This is a genomic window from Methylocaldum gracile (assembly GCF_053646815.1).
Genome location: NZ_CM132196.1, coordinates 1,264,560 through 1,280,049 on the forward strand (window position 1 = coordinate 1,264,560; position 15,490 = coordinate 1,280,049).

At 56.4% G+C, this 15,490-nt stretch carries 15 protein-coding genes and 1 other RNA gene; 12 read left to right on the plus strand and 4 right to left on the minus strand.

Going from position 1 to position 15,490, the window contains the following annotated elements; all coding sequences use genetic code 11:
* Nucleotides 1-23: 23 nt before the first annotated feature.
* Nucleotides 24-1,007: a hypothetical protein gene (locus tag ACWJJK_RS05630; RefSeq protein WP_347257781.1), complete on the plus strand. Its 984-nt coding sequence runs from the start codon at nt 24-26 to the stop codon at nt 1,005-1,007.
* A gap of 114 nt (nt 1,008-1,121) precedes the next feature.
* Here the strand turns inward: ACWJJK_RS05630 and rnpB are convergent.
* Nucleotides 1,122-1,492: RNase P RNA component class A (gene rnpB, locus ACWJJK_RS05635), an RNA gene on the minus strand.
* 636 nt (nt 1,493-2,128) lie between these two features.
* Between rnpB and ACWJJK_RS05640 the strand changes: the two genes are divergently transcribed.
* From ACWJJK_RS05640 to ACWJJK_RS05685, 10 genes are all read left to right on the plus strand, one after another.
* Complete coding sequence (locus ACWJJK_RS05640) at nt 2,129-3,487, plus strand: Na(+)-translocating NADH-quinone reductase subunit A (protein WP_454128731.1); 1,359 nt, start codon at nt 2,129-2,131, stop codon at nt 3,485-3,487.
* A complete protein-coding gene (locus ACWJJK_RS05645; RefSeq protein ID WP_454128732.1) occupies nt 3,487-4,692 on the plus strand; it encodes an NADH:ubiquinone reductase (Na(+)-transporting) subunit B in 1,206 nt (401 codons plus the stop codon). The genes ACWJJK_RS05640 and ACWJJK_RS05645 overlap by 1 nt, the downstream gene beginning before the upstream one ends.
* The gene (locus ACWJJK_RS05650; protein ID WP_133717742.1) at nt 4,685-5,611 is read left to right on the plus strand and encodes a Na(+)-translocating NADH-quinone reductase subunit C; all 927 of its coding nucleotides are present in this window, start codon (nt 4,685-4,687) and stop codon (nt 5,609-5,611) included. The genes ACWJJK_RS05645 and ACWJJK_RS05650 overlap by 8 nt, the downstream gene beginning before the upstream one ends.
* A 4-nt stretch (nt 5,612-5,615) precedes the next feature.
* Nucleotides 5,616-6,281 carry an NADH:ubiquinone reductase (Na(+)-transporting) subunit D gene (locus ACWJJK_RS05655; protein ID WP_086134335.1) on the plus strand — a complete coding sequence of 222 codons (666 nt, stop codon included), beginning with the start codon at nt 5,616-5,618 and terminating at the stop codon, nt 6,279-6,281.
* Nucleotides 6,281-6,889, plus strand: coding sequence for an NADH:ubiquinone reductase (Na(+)-transporting) subunit E (gene nqrE, locus ACWJJK_RS05660; RefSeq protein ID WP_077728810.1), 609 nt, complete (start codon nt 6,281-6,283; stop codon nt 6,887-6,889). The genes ACWJJK_RS05655 and nqrE overlap by 1 nt, the downstream gene beginning before the upstream one ends.
* Nucleotides 6,890-6,907: 18 nt before the next feature.
* Nucleotides 6,908-8,128 carry an NADH:ubiquinone reductase (Na(+)-transporting) subunit F gene (nqrF, locus tag ACWJJK_RS05665; RefSeq protein ID WP_454128733.1) on the plus strand — a complete coding sequence of 407 codons (1,221 nt, stop codon included), beginning with the start codon at nt 6,908-6,910 and terminating at the stop codon, nt 8,126-8,128.
* 321 nt (nt 8,129-8,449) lie between these two features.
* Nucleotides 8,450-8,632 carry a DUF539 domain-containing protein gene (locus ACWJJK_RS05670; protein ID WP_077728812.1) on the plus strand — a complete coding sequence of 61 codons (183 nt, stop codon included), beginning with the start codon at nt 8,450-8,452 and terminating at the stop codon, nt 8,630-8,632.
* A 153-nt stretch (nt 8,633-8,785) separates the two neighbouring features.
* Complete coding sequence (sbcB, locus tag ACWJJK_RS05675) at nt 8,786-10,225, plus strand: exodeoxyribonuclease I (protein WP_454128734.1); 1,440 nt, start codon at nt 8,786-8,788, stop codon at nt 10,223-10,225.
* A 57-nt stretch (nt 10,226-10,282) separates the two neighbouring features.
* A complete protein-coding gene (locus ACWJJK_RS05680) occupies nt 10,283-10,816 on the plus strand; it encodes an SRPBCC family protein (protein ID WP_077728814.1) in 534 nt (177 codons plus the stop codon).
* Between the two features lie 4 nt (nt 10,817-10,820).
* A complete protein-coding gene (locus ACWJJK_RS05685; protein WP_077728815.1) occupies nt 10,821-11,819 on the plus strand; it encodes a YVTN family beta-propeller repeat protein in 999 nt (332 codons plus the stop codon).
* A 62-nt stretch (nt 11,820-11,881) separates the two neighbouring features.
* On the opposite strand, the gene ACWJJK_RS05690 is transcribed toward ACWJJK_RS05685, so the two are convergent.
* Nucleotides 11,882-12,301 carry an MAPEG family protein gene (locus tag ACWJJK_RS05690; RefSeq protein ID WP_454128735.1) on the minus strand — a complete coding sequence of 140 codons (420 nt, stop codon included), beginning with the start codon at nt 12,299-12,301 and terminating at the stop codon, nt 11,882-11,884.
* Between the two features lie 134 nt (nt 12,302-12,435).
* On the opposite strand from ACWJJK_RS05690, the gene ACWJJK_RS05695 reads away from it, so the two are divergent.
* Complete coding sequence (locus ACWJJK_RS05695; protein WP_454128736.1) at nt 12,436-13,662, plus strand: tectonin domain-containing protein; 1,227 nt, start codon at nt 12,436-12,438, stop codon at nt 13,660-13,662.
* Nucleotides 13,663-13,891: 229 nt separating this feature from the next.
* Here ACWJJK_RS05695 and ACWJJK_RS05700 read toward each other — a convergent pair whose 3' ends face one another.
* Nucleotides 13,892-14,398, minus strand: a complete 507-nt coding sequence (locus ACWJJK_RS05700; protein ID WP_454128737.1) for a class I SAM-dependent methyltransferase — start codon at nt 14,396-14,398, stop codon at nt 13,892-13,894.
* Between the two features lie 55 nt (nt 14,399-14,453).
* A complete protein-coding gene (locus tag ACWJJK_RS05705; RefSeq protein WP_086134595.1) occupies nt 14,454-15,404 on the minus strand; it encodes an IS1595 family transposase in 951 nt (316 codons plus the stop codon).
* Between the last annotated feature and the right edge of the window lie 86 nt (nt 15,405-15,490).

A 15,490-nucleotide genomic window follows, 5' to 3' on the forward strand; every position in this document is an offset into this window, starting at 1 on the left:
GGTCTAAGATTATGAGTTTAGGGTTGGCAATAATTTTTCGACTATTGGTGTTGCTGTCCATCGCACTGCTGGTTGTAGGATTGGTCAAGCCTCGGTGGGTCTGGCCGTGGAAGAGCAAGGAGCCCGATCGACCGGCCATCATGATGGTCGCGGCACTCTTGTTCATGGGGGCATTCACCGGATTGGGTGAAACCGCCCAGGACGCGGTAGGCGATGATCTGGAACATCAATTGGGAGCGCAGATTTTGAGCAAAGCCGAATACCGGATAGGACCGGATACCCGACGTTGCGCAGCCGGTACCCGTCCGGGCCAAGCGGGAGCCACGGACGACGAGGAGACCCCCGACGGGATCCGTTATAACGTGCGCACTCCGGTGAATTACGACGCTACGGTTGCCCATCCCCTGCTGATGGTTTATGCACCCCACGGCAAGAATCGCAATCGCAACGAGCAATTTACCTATCTGACGCGGGACGCCACGGCGGCCGGATTCATCATCGCCTACGTGGACCATCGGCGCATGGCCCCGGAAGCCCTCATCGAGCTCGCCGGAATTCCGAGGCATATCCAGGAAAAATGGTGTGTGGACGAGAACCGGATTCTCCTGACTGGCCATTCCGATGGCGGGACTATTTCGATGGGGATCGCCTTCGTCAATGGCACCCGCGACATTCCGGCGGCTATTGTGTCGAGTGCGGTCGGAATCCGCGCGGATGATCTGGCGGATCGTTCCTGTCCCAAACCGCTGTCGGTCCTGGTCATGCACAGCTCCAAAGACACGGTTTTTCCCGGTTATGGGAAAGGTACCGTTGAATGGTGGGCAAAGTGTAACAAGTGCGACGGGCGCGCCGTAGAAGCCTTGCCGAACGGATGTGTCGCCTACTCCGGCTGTGCCAATGGGGTAAAGACCTGGTATTGCGAGAACTCCAACCCGCACTCCGTATGGCCAAGCTTAAACCGCACAGTTATCGGTTTTCTGTCGACAGCAGTCCGCTCTCAGGAATGATTCATTGGATGGAACGGGAAGATATGATCATGCCGCGCTGCAGCGGAAACTGCGCACGATCTCGATGCCTTTTCCGGTCCTTGCGAGACTAGACAGCTAGGTATTTCGAAGATGGGGAGGAGTCGGCCGATAAGCCGGGTTCTGTCGTGGACAGTCATTCATCTAGGGCGCGCGTCACCGCGCGCCTCAAGCGACCTACCCGGGAGCCGTGCGGGCCGCACGTTAGGGGTTGCCCCCAATGCCCCCCTATTTGGTCTTGCTCCAGGCGGGGTTTTCCCTGCCACTCCCGTTACCGGAAGCGCGGTGCGCTCTTACCGCACCATTTCACCCTTACCGCGTTCCCGAAGGAGGCGCGGCGGTATATTTTCTGTGGCACTTTCCGTAGGCTTTCGCCTCCCAGGCGTTACCTGGCGCCTCGCCCTGCGGAGCCCGGACTTTCCTCTCCCCATATCAATGATCTGGGCAGCGACTGTCTGGCCGACTCCCGAGGCTATTGTATTAAGACATCAGTCGAGTGGCTAGTAACATGCTTGTTACATGGCTACTTTGAACTCATTGCTAAAAGAAACCTTGGAAAAGCATGCGTTTGTTGATCTAAATCAAAACCGTATGATCTCGTTAGGCTAGTATTTTCACCACCTGAGAACGCACAGAGTTGATTTGCCTCCATCTCCTCTTTGGTCGACCAACTTGTTATAGCTTTCTCCGGGTTAGCGACATTGCGTTTTAGACCTCTTAATCCTCTGGGATGTTGTCACGGGCCGCGGCTTTGCCTAGGCCCGTTTTTTTTATGCGGATTTTTGAAATAGTCCTGTAACTAAAATTAGCGTCTCAGCGCCTATTTTTCCTTTTAGCTCAAGAACTCAGTGCGTTGAGCCACTCAGGTATTTGTGTTCTAATACCTGACGGTTTACCTAAGTCTTAGGGAAACGCCGAGCATACCTCTCGCTGCGCGCGGCTTCGATTCGGAGCGCGACGTTTTGATAAAAACCGTGGCACTCTCTCGGTGCGCCTTAAGCCGAAAACATCTTAGCACTCCCTCTGCCGTCTTCTTTGAACCTATTGCAGGAATGCGAGAGGGGTGGTTTGGCCGTTAATTTGTGCGATCCACAGGCGTATATATGCTAATCAAAACAAAGAAAGGCTTGAATCTGCCGATCACTGGGGAGCCCGAGCAAACGATACACAACGACGGCAACGTTGTTAAATCCGTAGCGTTACTGGGTTTGGATTACGTCGGGTTGAAGCCCTCCATGAATGTTTCGGAGGGGGACCGGGTCAGGCTCGGTGACGTGCTGTTTTCGGACAAACAGTATCCTAGGGTTTTGTTCACTGCGCCCGGATGTGGCGTGGTCAAGGCGATCAATCGCGGCGCCAAGCGCGTGCTTCAATCCGTGGTCATCGAGTTGGACGGCAATGACAGCGTCCAGTTTCAATCGTATGGCCAATCGGATCTCGCCGGTCTGAGTGTCGAGCAGGTAAAAGAAAACTTGCTGGCTTCCGGCTTATGGACCTCCATCCGAACCCGTCCCTACAGCAAGGTTCCCGATCCCGATACGGCACCCCATTCGATTTTCGTTACGGCGATCGATACCAATCCGCTGGCTGCGCAGCCCGATGTCATCATCCAAGAACGGGCCCAGGATTTTAAGAACGGATTGACTGTCATCTCCAAACTGACCGAAGGAAAGGTTTATCTCTGCAAGGCCCCGAATCATTCGTTGCCTTCCGTCGATACGAACAACATTGAAACGGCTGAGTTCGACGGGCCGCATCCCGCCGGTCTCGTGGGCACCCATATTCATCACCTCGATCCCGTAAGCGCTACGAAGATAGTCTGGCACCTCGATTATCAGACCGTAATGGCAATCGGCAGCTTGTTTACCACCGGCCGGCTGAACGTAGAGCGTGTCGTCTCTCTTGCCGGGCCGATGGTCAAACGCCCTCGTCTCATTCGCACCCGGCTGGGCGCCAATCTGAGCGATCTGGTGCAGGGTGAAGTCGGCTCGGATAAAGAAGCGCGGGTGATTTCCGGTTCCGTCCTAAACGGCCAAAAGGCCGAAGGATGGTCGGATTATCTCGGGCGTTATCACAATCAAGTAAGCGTAATCGAGGAAGGGCGGCAAAGAGAGTTCATGGGATGGGTAATCCCGGACCGTGGCAAGTACTCCTTCCTGAACGTGCTTTTGTCCAGTCTTCCCAAGGAACGGGGCCGTAAGTTCGCCTTTACCAGCGCCAAGTACGGCAGCGCGAGAGCCATCGTGCCGGTCGGTGTCTACGAAGAAGTGATGCCCATGGATATCTTGCCGACACAGTTGCTGCGCGCCCTGATCGTGGGCGACACCGATACGGCGCAGGCCTTGGGTTGTCTCGAACTGGACGAAGAAGACCTGGCGCTTTGCACCTTCGTCGATCCGGGCAAGCACGATTTCGGCCCGGTGCTTCGCAAGAATCTTACCCAAATTGAGAAGGAAGGCTAATGTCTCGTACTAGGCAATTCTTAGACAAGATACATCCGTACTTCGCGCATGGCGGTCGGCTGGAGAAGCTCTATCCGATCTATGAGATGGTCGACACCTTTCTCTATAGCCCTCCCGATGTGACGGCTGGCGGGGTTCACGTCCGCGACGCAGTCGATTTGAAGCGGGTCATGACCTACGTCTGGATCGCGGCTCTGCCGTGTTTGCTGATGGCGCTGTTCAACACCGGCTATCAGGCCAACTCGGCCATGGAGAGCATGGGTATCGCCTCGGCACCCGGCTGGCGCGGTGCCATCATGGACGTTTTCGGCTACAACCCGGTCAATCCGATTTCCGTTGTGATGCACGGCGCCTTGTATTTCTTCCCGATCTATATCGTCACGCTCGTGGCGGGCGGTATATGGGAAGTCTTGTTCGCCGTCGTCCGGAAGCATGATGTAAACGAAGGCTTCTTCGTATCGTCCATCCTGTTCGCGTTGACGCTGCCGCCCAATACGCCCTTGTGGCAGGTGGCCATCGGTATTTCGTTCGGCGTCGTGATCGGCAAGGAAATTTTCGGCGGCACCGGCAAGAACTTCCTGAATCCGGCGCTCACCGGCCGCGCATTTCTGTATTTCGCCTATCCGGCCTCCATGTCGGGCGACGCGGTATGGACCGCGGTAGACGGATTCAGCGGCGCGACCGCTCTGGGCTTCGGAGCCTTGGGAGGCGTCGACGCGATCACGGCGGGCGGCATCTCTTGGTGGCAGACCTTCTTCGGTTTCGAGCAAGGCTCGCTGGGCGAGACCTCGACCCTGGCCTGTCTGATCGGCGCCGCATTCCTGATCTACACGCGCATCGCCTCGTGGCGGATCATGGCCGGCGTCCTGGTCGGCATGGTCGCAACGTCCACCTTGTTCAACATCGTCGGCAGCGATTCCAATGCCATGTTCGCGATGCCCTGGTACTGGCATTTGACTCTGGGCGGCTTCGCTTTCGGCACGGTGTATATGGCCACCGATCCGGTCAGCGCGGCGCATACCAATGCCGGGCGTTGGGTTTTCGGCGCCTTGATCGGTTTCATGACCGTGCTGATCCGCGTCGTCAATCCGGCTTTCCCGGAGGGCATCATGCTGGCCATCCTGTTCGCCAACATTTTCGCGCCGCTGATCGACTACGCCGTAATTAAAGCGAATATCACGAGAAGGGTTAGACGTCATGCCTGATTCAGCAAATCCCAACACAGCGGGAACGCAGCTGTCCGATAAAATCGCCGGCTTCATCGAAAAAGCGAACGAGTACGCGCAGAAGATTCTGGTGCTGCCGAACGACAGTTTCCAGAAAACGCTCGCCGTCGCTTTCGCATTGTGCCTGGTCGGAGCGGTATTGGTATCGGGTTCGGCCGTTGCGCTCAAGCCGCTGCAGGAAAGCAATAAGTCCAAGGACGAAAAAGTCAACATTCTCGAGGTGGCGGGCCTGTTGGATGAAGGAACCAAGGTCGACGAGGCCTTCAAGAATATCGAGCCGAAAGTCGTCGACTTGGCAACGGGCGATTACGTCGATTCGATCGATCCGAAAACCTTCGATCAGCGCAAGGCAGCCAAGGATCCGGCGATGAGCGAGGCCATACCGCCGGAAAAGGATATCGCCAATATCAAGCGCAAGCCCAAATACGCCAAGGTCTACTTGGTCAAGGAGGGCGGCCAATTGAAGTCGGTGATCCTGCCGGTCAGCGGTTACGGGTTGTGGTCCACCATGTACGGTTTTATGGCGCTGCAAGCCGATGCGCAGACGGTTATCGGCCTCAATCTTTACGATCAGGCGGAAACTCCCGGCCTGGGCGGCGAAGTGGTGAATCCGAAGTGGAAAGCGCTTTGGAAGGGAAAAAAAGTCTACAACTTCACCGGCAAGGAGCTGCATGAGAGCAACCTGACCGAAAAAGGCCAGCAAATCGAGATCGGGGAAGTTGCATTGGGCCTCGTAAAAGGTTCCGTCGATCCGTCTAAACCTGGCTCGGAATATCAGGTGGACGCGCTTGCAGGCGCTACGCTCACGAGCCGCGGCGTCAGCAACCTGGTGAGCTACTGGATGAGCAGGGAAGGCTTCGGACTTTATCTGGCAAAGCTTAGATCTCAGAGGGGTTAAGCCGATGAACCTTAATGAAGAACACAAGAAAGTTCTTGTCGAACCGTTAGTCGATAACAACCCCATCACTCTGCAGGTGTTAGGGATCTGTTCCGCTCTGGCGGTGACTTCGCAGCTATCGACCGCGCTGATCATGAGCCTCGCGTTGACCTCGGTCACCGCCTGCTCGAGCGCCGGTATCGCATTCATCCGCAATCACGTTCCGAGCAGCATTCGTATCATCGCTCAAATGGTGATTATTGCCTCGCTGGTGATCGTGGTGGATCAGATTCTCAAAGCGTTCGCTTACGAAATCAGCAAGCAATTGTCGGTGTTCGTAGGTCTGATCATCACCAACTGCATCGTCATGGGACGCGCGGAAGCCTATGCGATGAAGAATCCGCCGTGGGAAAGTTTTCTCGACGGCATAGGCAATGGCCTCGGCTACAGCCTGATTCTGATCACCGTCGCCGTCATCCGCGAACTGTTCGGTTCCGGCAAACTGCTCGGCATCGACGTGCTGCCTCTTTTGAAGGACGGCGGCTGGTATGTCCCGAACGGCTTGCTGTTGCTCCCGCCGAGCGCTTTCTTCCTGATCGGATTGCTGATCTGGGCGGTGCGTACCTGGAAGCCGCAACAAGTCGAGAAGGCTGACTTCGCCATCATGCCGGCTCACGGGGAGGCACACTGATGGAAGCCTATATCAACCTATTTATTAAGTCGGTCTTTATCGAGAACATGGCGCTGGCCTTCTTCTTGGGGATGTGCACGTTCATTGCCGTCTCGAAGAAGATCGAAACCGCAGTCGGCCTCGGCATCGCCGTTGTCATCGTGCAGACGCTCACGGTTCCTGCCAACAACCTGATCTATACCTATCTGTTGAAAGAAGGCGCACTGTCCTGGGCGGGTTTGGAAAACGTCGACCTGAGCTTCATCGCTTTGATGGCGTGTATCGGCGTGATCGCGGCGATCGTGCAGATCCTGGAAATGGTGCTGGATCGCTTTTTCCCTGCACTTTATAACGCTCTCGGCATCTTCCTGCCGCTCATCACCGTGAACTGCGCTATCCTCGCCGGCAGCCTGTTCATGATCGAGCGCGATTACAACTTCAACGAAAGCGTGGTTTACGGCGTCGGCAGCGGCTTCGGCTGGGCTCTTGCGATCACCGCCATGGCGGGCGTTCGCGAGAAGCTGAAATACAGCGACGTGCCGCCGGGACTTCGCGGCCTGGGCATCACGTTCATCACGGCAGGCCTGATGGCGCTGGGCTTCATGGCGTTTTCGGGCATTCAACTGTAAGGGGCAGGGCATAAGACAATGTTGGAAATCATCCTAGGCGTATTGTTTTTCACCCTGATCGTAATTGCCCTGGTCTTCGTGATTCTCGGCGCGAAATCGAAGCTGGTCGCATCGGGCAACGTCGATATCCTGATCAATGACGAAAAGACCATCCACGTTCCCATCGGTGCCAAACTGTTGACTGCGCTTGCGGACAACAATCTGTTCGTATCCTCGGCTTGCGGCGGCGGCGGTACCTGCGCCCAGTGCCGGGTAAAAGTGCACGAAGGCGGCGGCGACATTCTGCCCACCGAACTTTCGCACATCACCAAGCGAGAGGCGGCGGATGGGGATCGTCTGGCCTGCCAGGTCACCGTCAAGCAGAACATGAAGATCCATGTTCATGACGAAGTCTTCGGCGTGAAGAAATGGGTGACCACGGTTCGCTCGAACCATAACGTCGCGACCTTTATCAAGGAGTTGGTGCTGGAACTGCCCAAGGGCGAGCATGTCAATTTCCGCGCCGGCGGCTACATCCAGATCGAGTGCCCGCCCTATCATGCGAAGTTCTCGGATTTTGATGTCGAAGAACGCTTCCGTGACGATTGGGACAAGTACAATCTGTGGCAGTACGAATCCGTCGTCAAGGAGCCGGCCATTCGCGCTTACTCCATGGCGAACTATCCGGAAGAGAGCGATATCATCATGCTCAACGTCCGTATCGCCACGCCGCCGCCGGGAGCCAATGGCATTCCGCCGGGGGTCATGTCGTCCTATATCTTCAATCTGAAGCCGGGCGACAAGGTGACGATTTCCGGGCCGTTCGGCGAGTTCTTTGCCCGCGACACCGACAACGAGATGGTCTTCATCGGCGGTGGCGCCGGTATGGCGCCGATGCGCTCGCACATCTTCGACCAGCTTCGCAGGTTGAAGAGCAAGCGGAAGATGACCTTCTGGTACGGCGCTCGTAGCTTGCGGGAAATGTTCTACGTGGACGATTTCAACAAGCTGCAGGAAGAAAATCCGAACTTCAAGTGGTTCATCGGTCTTTCCGAACCGAAACCGGAGGACAATTGGACCGGCTACGTCGGCTTCATTCATAACGTTCTGTACGAGAACTATCTGAAGAACCACCCGGCGCCGGAGGATTGTGAATACTACCTTTGCGGTCCGCCGATGATGAACACCGCCGTGATCAAAATGCTGGAAGACATCGGCGTGGAAAGGGAAAACATCATGCTGGACGATTTCGGCGGCTAGTCCGCCCGGTTCGTCCGGCCGAGAAAGCGGGAGGGGTTTTCGGGCGCCTCCCGCTTTTCTTTTTTGGAAAACGTAGTAAAGTCGACAACATTTTTTGAAGGCATACCCGTTTCGGTGTAATTCCAAACCGCTTTCAACAAGGCATTAATTTTTATAGGGTGGGTTAGGCCGCGAGGCCGTAACCCACCGAGTGACCTCGAATCGGTGGGTTACGCTCCGCTAACCCACCCTACGATGAGTGTTCACTCGAATGCCGAATGGAATAACCCGCGATGGGGGCTTGCCTTAAGATCATCCTTATTGGATTAGTCGAGGCGAACGATGACACTGTTTCTGATTACTTTTGCGGTGATAGCCGCCGTTATCTTCTTTATGGCGATAGGCGTCATGTTCGGGCGAGGCGCCATCAAAGGCACCTGTGGAGGCGTAAACAACGGCGAATGCGTTTGCGTTCAGAAATGCGAGAAGCGGCGAAAGCTCGAAGCTATGGCCGAAAACTCCTGATCAACAGGCGCTTTAATTCCCACAGTCGCCAGCGGATAGGCGCTAATACATTAACGATTTTTTCCCGCAAACAACCCATGTGCCGGATGAAGACAGTACCGTGGCGGTTTACGTTCCTCGCTTGGACACGTAAACCCTAGGTACTTCCGGCACATGTCCGCCTGCTCTTCCTTATATTGGTACGATTACGAAACCTTCGGGACCGATCCCAGGCGCGACCGTCCTGCGCAGTTCGGAGGCATTCGAACCGATCTGGAACTCAATCCGATCGGCGAACCCGTAACGCTGTTCTGCAAGCCCGCGCGTGATGTATTGCCGGTACCCGAAGCTTGTCTGATTACCGGCATAACGCCTCAGTTGGCTGCGGAGCGGGGCGTCACGGAAGCGGAATTTATCGCCAGGATTCATGATCAGTTCTTGGTGCCGGGAACCTGCGTAGCCGGCTATAACAATATTCGGTTCGACGACGAAGTCACCCGAAACTGTCTTTACCGCAACCTGTTCGATCCGTATGAACGGGAATGGCGCAACGGCAATTCCCGATGGGACATCATCGACATGCTGCGACTGACTCGGGCGCTCCGGCCCGAGGGCATCGAATGGCCCACGGACGATTCCGGCAGGCCGAGCCTACGATTGGACGCGCTGACGGTCGCTAACGGAATACAACACGAGAATGCGCACGACGCCTTGGCCGACGTCTGGGCGACCATCGCCATAGCGCGTTTGGTTCGCGAGCGCCAGCCCAAGCTTTTCAATTTCGTTTTTTCTAATCGCGGGAAGAGAGAGGCCTTCGAATTGCTGCGGTTCGGCGCAATGCAGCCGGTCTTGCACGTTTCGGAAAAATTCGCCGCAGAGCGGCACTGTATTGCCGTCGTGGTTGCGCTCGTCAAGCATCCGCGAAATCCGAACGGGATAGTTGTTTACGATCTTTCCGTCGATCCCACGCCACTCGTCACCCTGAGTGCTGAAGAGCTTCGGGAACGCCTGTTCACTCCGGTTGCGAAACTGCCGCCCGGCGTCGAGCGTGTTCCGCTGAAAACGGTCCACGTGAACAAATGCCCCGTTATCGCGCCGTTATCGGCTCTGCGTCCCGAAGATGCGGAACGGCTGCAAATCGACCTTTCTCGCTGTAACCGCCACCTCGATTTACTCAAGCGGGAATGGACCTTGGCGAAGAAGATCCAGGAAGTGATGGAATTCAACGGTGTCGAGATGGTTATGGATGATCCCGATCTCATGCTGTATGACGGATTCATCGGCGATGCCGATCGCGCGACTCTAAAATGGCTACGCGGTTTGTCTCCGGATGAATTAAGCCGCGCGCAACCAACATTTAAGGATGCACGTCTGCCGGAGCTGGTTTTCCGCTATCGTGCTCGAAACTTTTCCGAGACTTTGTCGGCGGAAGAAGCCGCCCGCTGGGAAGCGTATCGCATCCGGCGCTTGACGGTTCAGGGATGTGGCGGAAGTATAGTTCTGAGCGAATATCAAGCAAGAATCGATGCGCTGGAAACATCTCCCGGCTTATCCGCCAAGGATCTGGAAATCCTCGCGAGTCTGCGGCGTTACGCTCAGGAAATTATCTCCTAACCCATAAGCAATTTGCCTTATACTTTCGGCTTTGTTCGTTCACACCAGGAGAAAATAATGAAAAAGCTCTTGTCATTAGTCGCCGTCCTGTCGTTGCTGTGGGCGGGGTTTGCGAATGCCCACGGTCCGAGCCGTCAGAAGGTTACCGAAACAGTCGACATCAACGCCACGCCGGACGCGGTTTGGGCCCTTGTCGGCGACTGGGCGAATCCGCAGAAATGGTTGCCGCCGGTTGAAAGCACCACGGCGCAAGGCGGTACCGAGAAAGGCGCGACGCGGGAACTCAAGCTGAAAAGCGGCGGCGTGATCAAGGAAGAACTCAAGAGCTACGATGCCTCCAAAATGACCATGCAATACAAGATCACCGAAGTCGATCCCAAGGATCTGCCGGTAGCCAATTATTCGTCGAATATCAAAGTCGAACCGAACCCGGCCGGTGGTTCCAAGGTGGAATGGAACGGCGCCTTTTATCGCAGCTTCATGAATAACAATCCTCCGCCGGAGCAGAGCGATGAAGCCGCCCTCAAAGCGGTTACCGAACTATACAAGGAAGGATTGGCGAATCTGAAAGCCGTTGCCGAGAAGAAATAACGACATGTTTGGCGTTTACGATTCGGTAAATCGGGCGAAAGCGGTGGCGTACGCCACCGCTCTCCTGTTTTCCTCGGTCGGTGACGTTTCCGCCGAACCCTATGCTTATGTCACTAACCAAAAGGACAACAGCGTATCCGTGATCGATACGGCGAGCGGAACCGTCGTCAAGGCTGTCAAAGTCGGGTCGGAGCCGGCCGGCGTCGCCGTCAGCCGAAACGGCGCCAGGATTTGCGTCACCAACCCCGGCAGTAAAGACGTTACGGTTCTGGATGGACGCACCCAAAACGTGATCGCCACCTTGCCCATGGGCGAGGGACCGTTGGGCATTGCGGTCGATCCGGCCGGGACGAGGGCCTATGTGGCGGATTGGTACGGACACTATCTTTCCGTGGTCGATCTCGATAGCTCGAAAGTACTGAAGCGAATTCCGGTTGGGCATTCTCCTTCCGGTGTCGCTGTGAGTCCGGACGGAGCGAAAATTTACGTGTCGAACCGGGACGACGACACGGTTTCGCTCATCGATGCCGCCGAGCTGGAAGTCAAGAAAACGGTCACCGTCGGCAAGCACCCCTTCGGCGTCACACTGGACTCAAGAGCCAGCCGTCTGTACGTCGCCAACGTGGAAAGCAACGACGTCTCCGTGGTCGATGCGGAGAGCATGGCGCTACTGAAAACCATTCCGGTCGGCGACAGACCCTATGCGGTGGCTTTGGGCGCCGGCGGTAGTCGTCTGTTCGTGACGAACCAATACGACAACACCGTATCGGTCATCGCGGCCGACCGGGGCGAAGTCATCGCCACGATCAAGGTGGGCGAATACCCCGAAGGCATAGCCGCCCATCCCGACGGCAAGCATATCTATGTCGCCAATTGGTTCAGCAACTCCGTTTCCGTGATCAATGCGGACACCTTGCAACTGGAAAAAACCATTCCCACCGGTGACGGCAGTCGGGCCTTCGGCGAGTTTGTGGCACAGGCGGTTGAGGCGAATCCGCACTAGTTTCAGTGTCGTGTTTGACGCATGGACGCTCTGCCGTTTTCCGATTGGGACTTCGTTCCTTTTCACACCAGAACACCGAGCCGTATCCATATTACGAGCAGAACGGCATTGCTCAGGATGAATAAAAAGAAGCGGACGGGAACTTTGTTGAACGTCAGGTGCACCATGCTGTGCCCGATCCTTAATGCTACGTAGCTCCACGCGAGAGCAATGAAAACAGCGTCTGTACGCGCTGTTACCATAATTGCGAGGGCGGCGACATAGAACAAGGGTGGAAACTCTGAGAGATTTCTCAGATTGTTCCCGGTCTTCAATACCTCTTCCGGAGGTTCGGGGCCGCGGAAGAGTTCGAAGTATTCGTTTGTAAGCTCTCCCTTCAAAACCGCCCGGACTCTGACCTGTACATTCCTGAGCATGATCAGAAACGTCCAGCAGAACAGTGCTAGCATCGGATAAACAAGATCGTACGTCTGAACCGTCATCGATCAACTCCCGTAAATAGAGCCTCTTATGAACTTTTTTCGGGAGGCCGGTCATAGGGAAGTATGACCGCGAACCCAAACCCCGACCTTATCACTAGAGCCCCGTCACGATAACCACGGGAGAAGGCACGGATATGCCAGCACCTTCAAAGCGGACAATCAAGCTTGTCAGTGTCTTGGCCGTTTTAGTGCTGACCGTGCTCCTCGGCACCGTAAGAGCAGTTGACGAACGGGTTTGGTATCCGAGGTCCGTGATCGACACCACCGAGTCAGGGCAAGTTTCTTTTCCTCAGCTGCGCGACGTCGCCAAGCAACTGGATACAGGTGCAACAGATGTCTGGCTCATCGCCAAGGACGGAACCCTCTGGCGGCATGGCGGCGGCCCCTGGCCCCCCCGAATCGCCGGTCAAGTCGCAAGCCCCGGCGGACTTGCACGCGTGGATGTGGCGTACGACGGCACGGTATGGTGCATCACTTCTAGCGGCTTTTTGTGGCATCGGCGCAATGATGAAACGTGGAAGCAGGTACCGCAGAACTTGGCCGGGCCATTGGTGGACGTCACGGTGTTTAATGGAACCGTATGGGTCGCGCGCGCCGATGGGTCTGTCTGGATGACGAGGAACGGTATCGATTTCGAGGACCGAAGTGCCTTGATCGGCTTTAAGCGACTCGCCGGCAACAACCGTAGTCAAATGTGGGGTATAGCGAACTACGGTGCTCTTTGGTGGCGCGGCAACGTGGGGACGCCCGATGAAGCCTGGTTTCCTGCCGAGGGAATCGGCAGCGAAATGCAATGGGAAGATGTCTCGGTCAGCCATGATGGCACAGCCTGGCTCGTCGCTGCCGATGGGACTGTCTGGTTTACAACCGATGGAATCGGTTATCAAAAGATCCCAGGGGAAGGGTTTAGCAGCATCTCCGCTGGAAGGTATCTTGATCATTGGGCCGTAAAGGCCGACGGCACGTTATGGGCTTGGCAACCCTCCGAAGCGCCTCCTCCCGCGGCCCCACCTCCACCACCACCGCCGCAGTCACCATCTCCGCCGCCGCCGTCCCAACCGGAGCCCAACCTCGGCGTCTCGACCACCGGAGCCGGCCTGGAAACGGCCTTCCACGTAACGGGCTCGGGCTTCCTCCCCAATACACAGACGACTATCCGCGGGGTGCGCATCGGCCAAGACGAAATCTCCGAGTATTATTGGACGACGACGGCCAATGCCGATGGGGAAATTGCCGCTGATCTCCCTATCCCTTGTCTTTCCGGCATCATAATCAATTTTTCGGCAAACGATGGCCGGCCGGATCCGAACGATCTCACTAATCGTTTTTGGAGTAACACAGTCCCTGCTTCCTGCCCCTGATGAGTATGAGTCAGGCTCGAAAAAGTGGGCGCCATCGATCGGGTAAATCCTTTAAATCAATCATTAATTTGCCGCCCTAACGGGCTTAGAATCCCCCAAGGTTTGAACAGCTTAGGGTCTGTGGTTCGTCGATGATCGAAAAGCTGAATTTTCGAGTCGAGGGTTTTTCGACGCGTTTGTATGGGCGTCTACTCCCTGGCAAACCGGAAACGGCAGCCGTATCGAGACGTTAAGCGATGTGTGCGACGATAGCGTAGCGGCCCTTGTCCCGGCCGGAGCTTGGTTCGTTCATGAACTCGGCGACGAGTGGCCTGAAACCCAGCTCGCCGAGCATAGACATTACCTTCTCCGGAGGAAACGAGTCGTAGAAGAACGTCTCGCCGAACATCGTATCCGTGAACGCCGGGTGCTGGTGCTTCGACCCTCCCACGGTCAACATCAGTCGGCCTTTCGGGATAAGCATTTTGGCAATGCGGGCCAGGATAGCCGGGTGACGCTCGCGCGGAATGTGGAAGAGGGCGTCCCAACAGACAACGCCGGCGAAACGATCGTCGGTCTCGAATCCCTCGATCGTCGATTCGATCCAAGTCCCTGACGGCATGCGCGTTCTGGCGCGATCGAGTAGTTGGAATGCCTGATCGATACCGGTGACCTTATGCCCCTGGTTCAAAATGTACTCGGCCATTGGGCGTCCAGTGCCGCAACCCAGATCCAAAATATGGGAGCGTGCTGTCATACCGTCGAGAAACGTGTCCAGGTACGCCTTCTCTCGGCCATAAAAGGCATCCTGATTAGCGATGAACTTCAGCCAAGCGAATTTGCCACTCGGGTCGAGGCTTAGCGAACGCCGCGGCGCGCGCCAGCCGTTGAAGCAGGGTTTTGAGATTGAAACGCCGATTGAAGCGGTATTGGAACTCGGCCAGGTACCGCTGGGCGTATTTCTCGAATTTGAACGCGTGATAGGTGCCGGAAATGGCTGTCTTCAGGTTGCTCAACAGCGTATTTACCCAATGGAACTCCGGATGTTGCGCCGACTGCCGCCCAGAGCCCAGGATCAGGCGATGATGGCAAGCGACGACCTGGTGCAGCCTCCGAAACCCGCTCAGGCCATCGGTGAGTGCGTAGGTCGACGGGGCCAAGGCGCGTTTGGCCCAGACCGCGATAGCCTGCTGCGTGAACGGCAGGGGATCGACGCGCAGGAATAACGGACGCCCGTCGTCCGTGGTTTGTACCGCCATCACAAAGGCCAACTTGTTTTCGGAGCCACGCCCCGGTTTCCCCGGCCGCTCACCGCCCAGGTAGGCATCGTCGATCTCGACCCGCCCGGCCAGCTGCCGATCCGTTTCCCGTTCCGCCATCACCTGGATCAACTTGTGCTTCACCAGCCATGCCGTGCGATAACACACCCCGAGATGGCGCATCAGTTCCAGTGCCGAGACATTGTTCTTGGCCTGGGTCAGGAGATACATGGCCAGAAACCAGGTGGTCAGCGGCAGCTTGGTCGCTTGGAAGATCGTCCCGGCGATCAGCGTCGTTTGGCTCCGGCAGTGTCCGCATTGCCAGTATTTCCGCCCGGTCCGTTCGAACACCGTGTGGCGCGCGCCGCCGCAGACCGGACAGCGGAAACCGTCCGGCCAGCGCAGGGCCTCCAGTGCCGCTTCGCACTGCGCTTCACTGCCGTATTGCGTCAGAAACTCGGCCAACGACAAACCCTTTTGAAATTGCACCCGGTTCATAGGCATGGGACACCCCGCTTGTGATAGATGCCCATAGTCTAAGGACCCTAGCGGCTCACTATGTGAGCCTGTACTGAACTTCGTCGCTAATC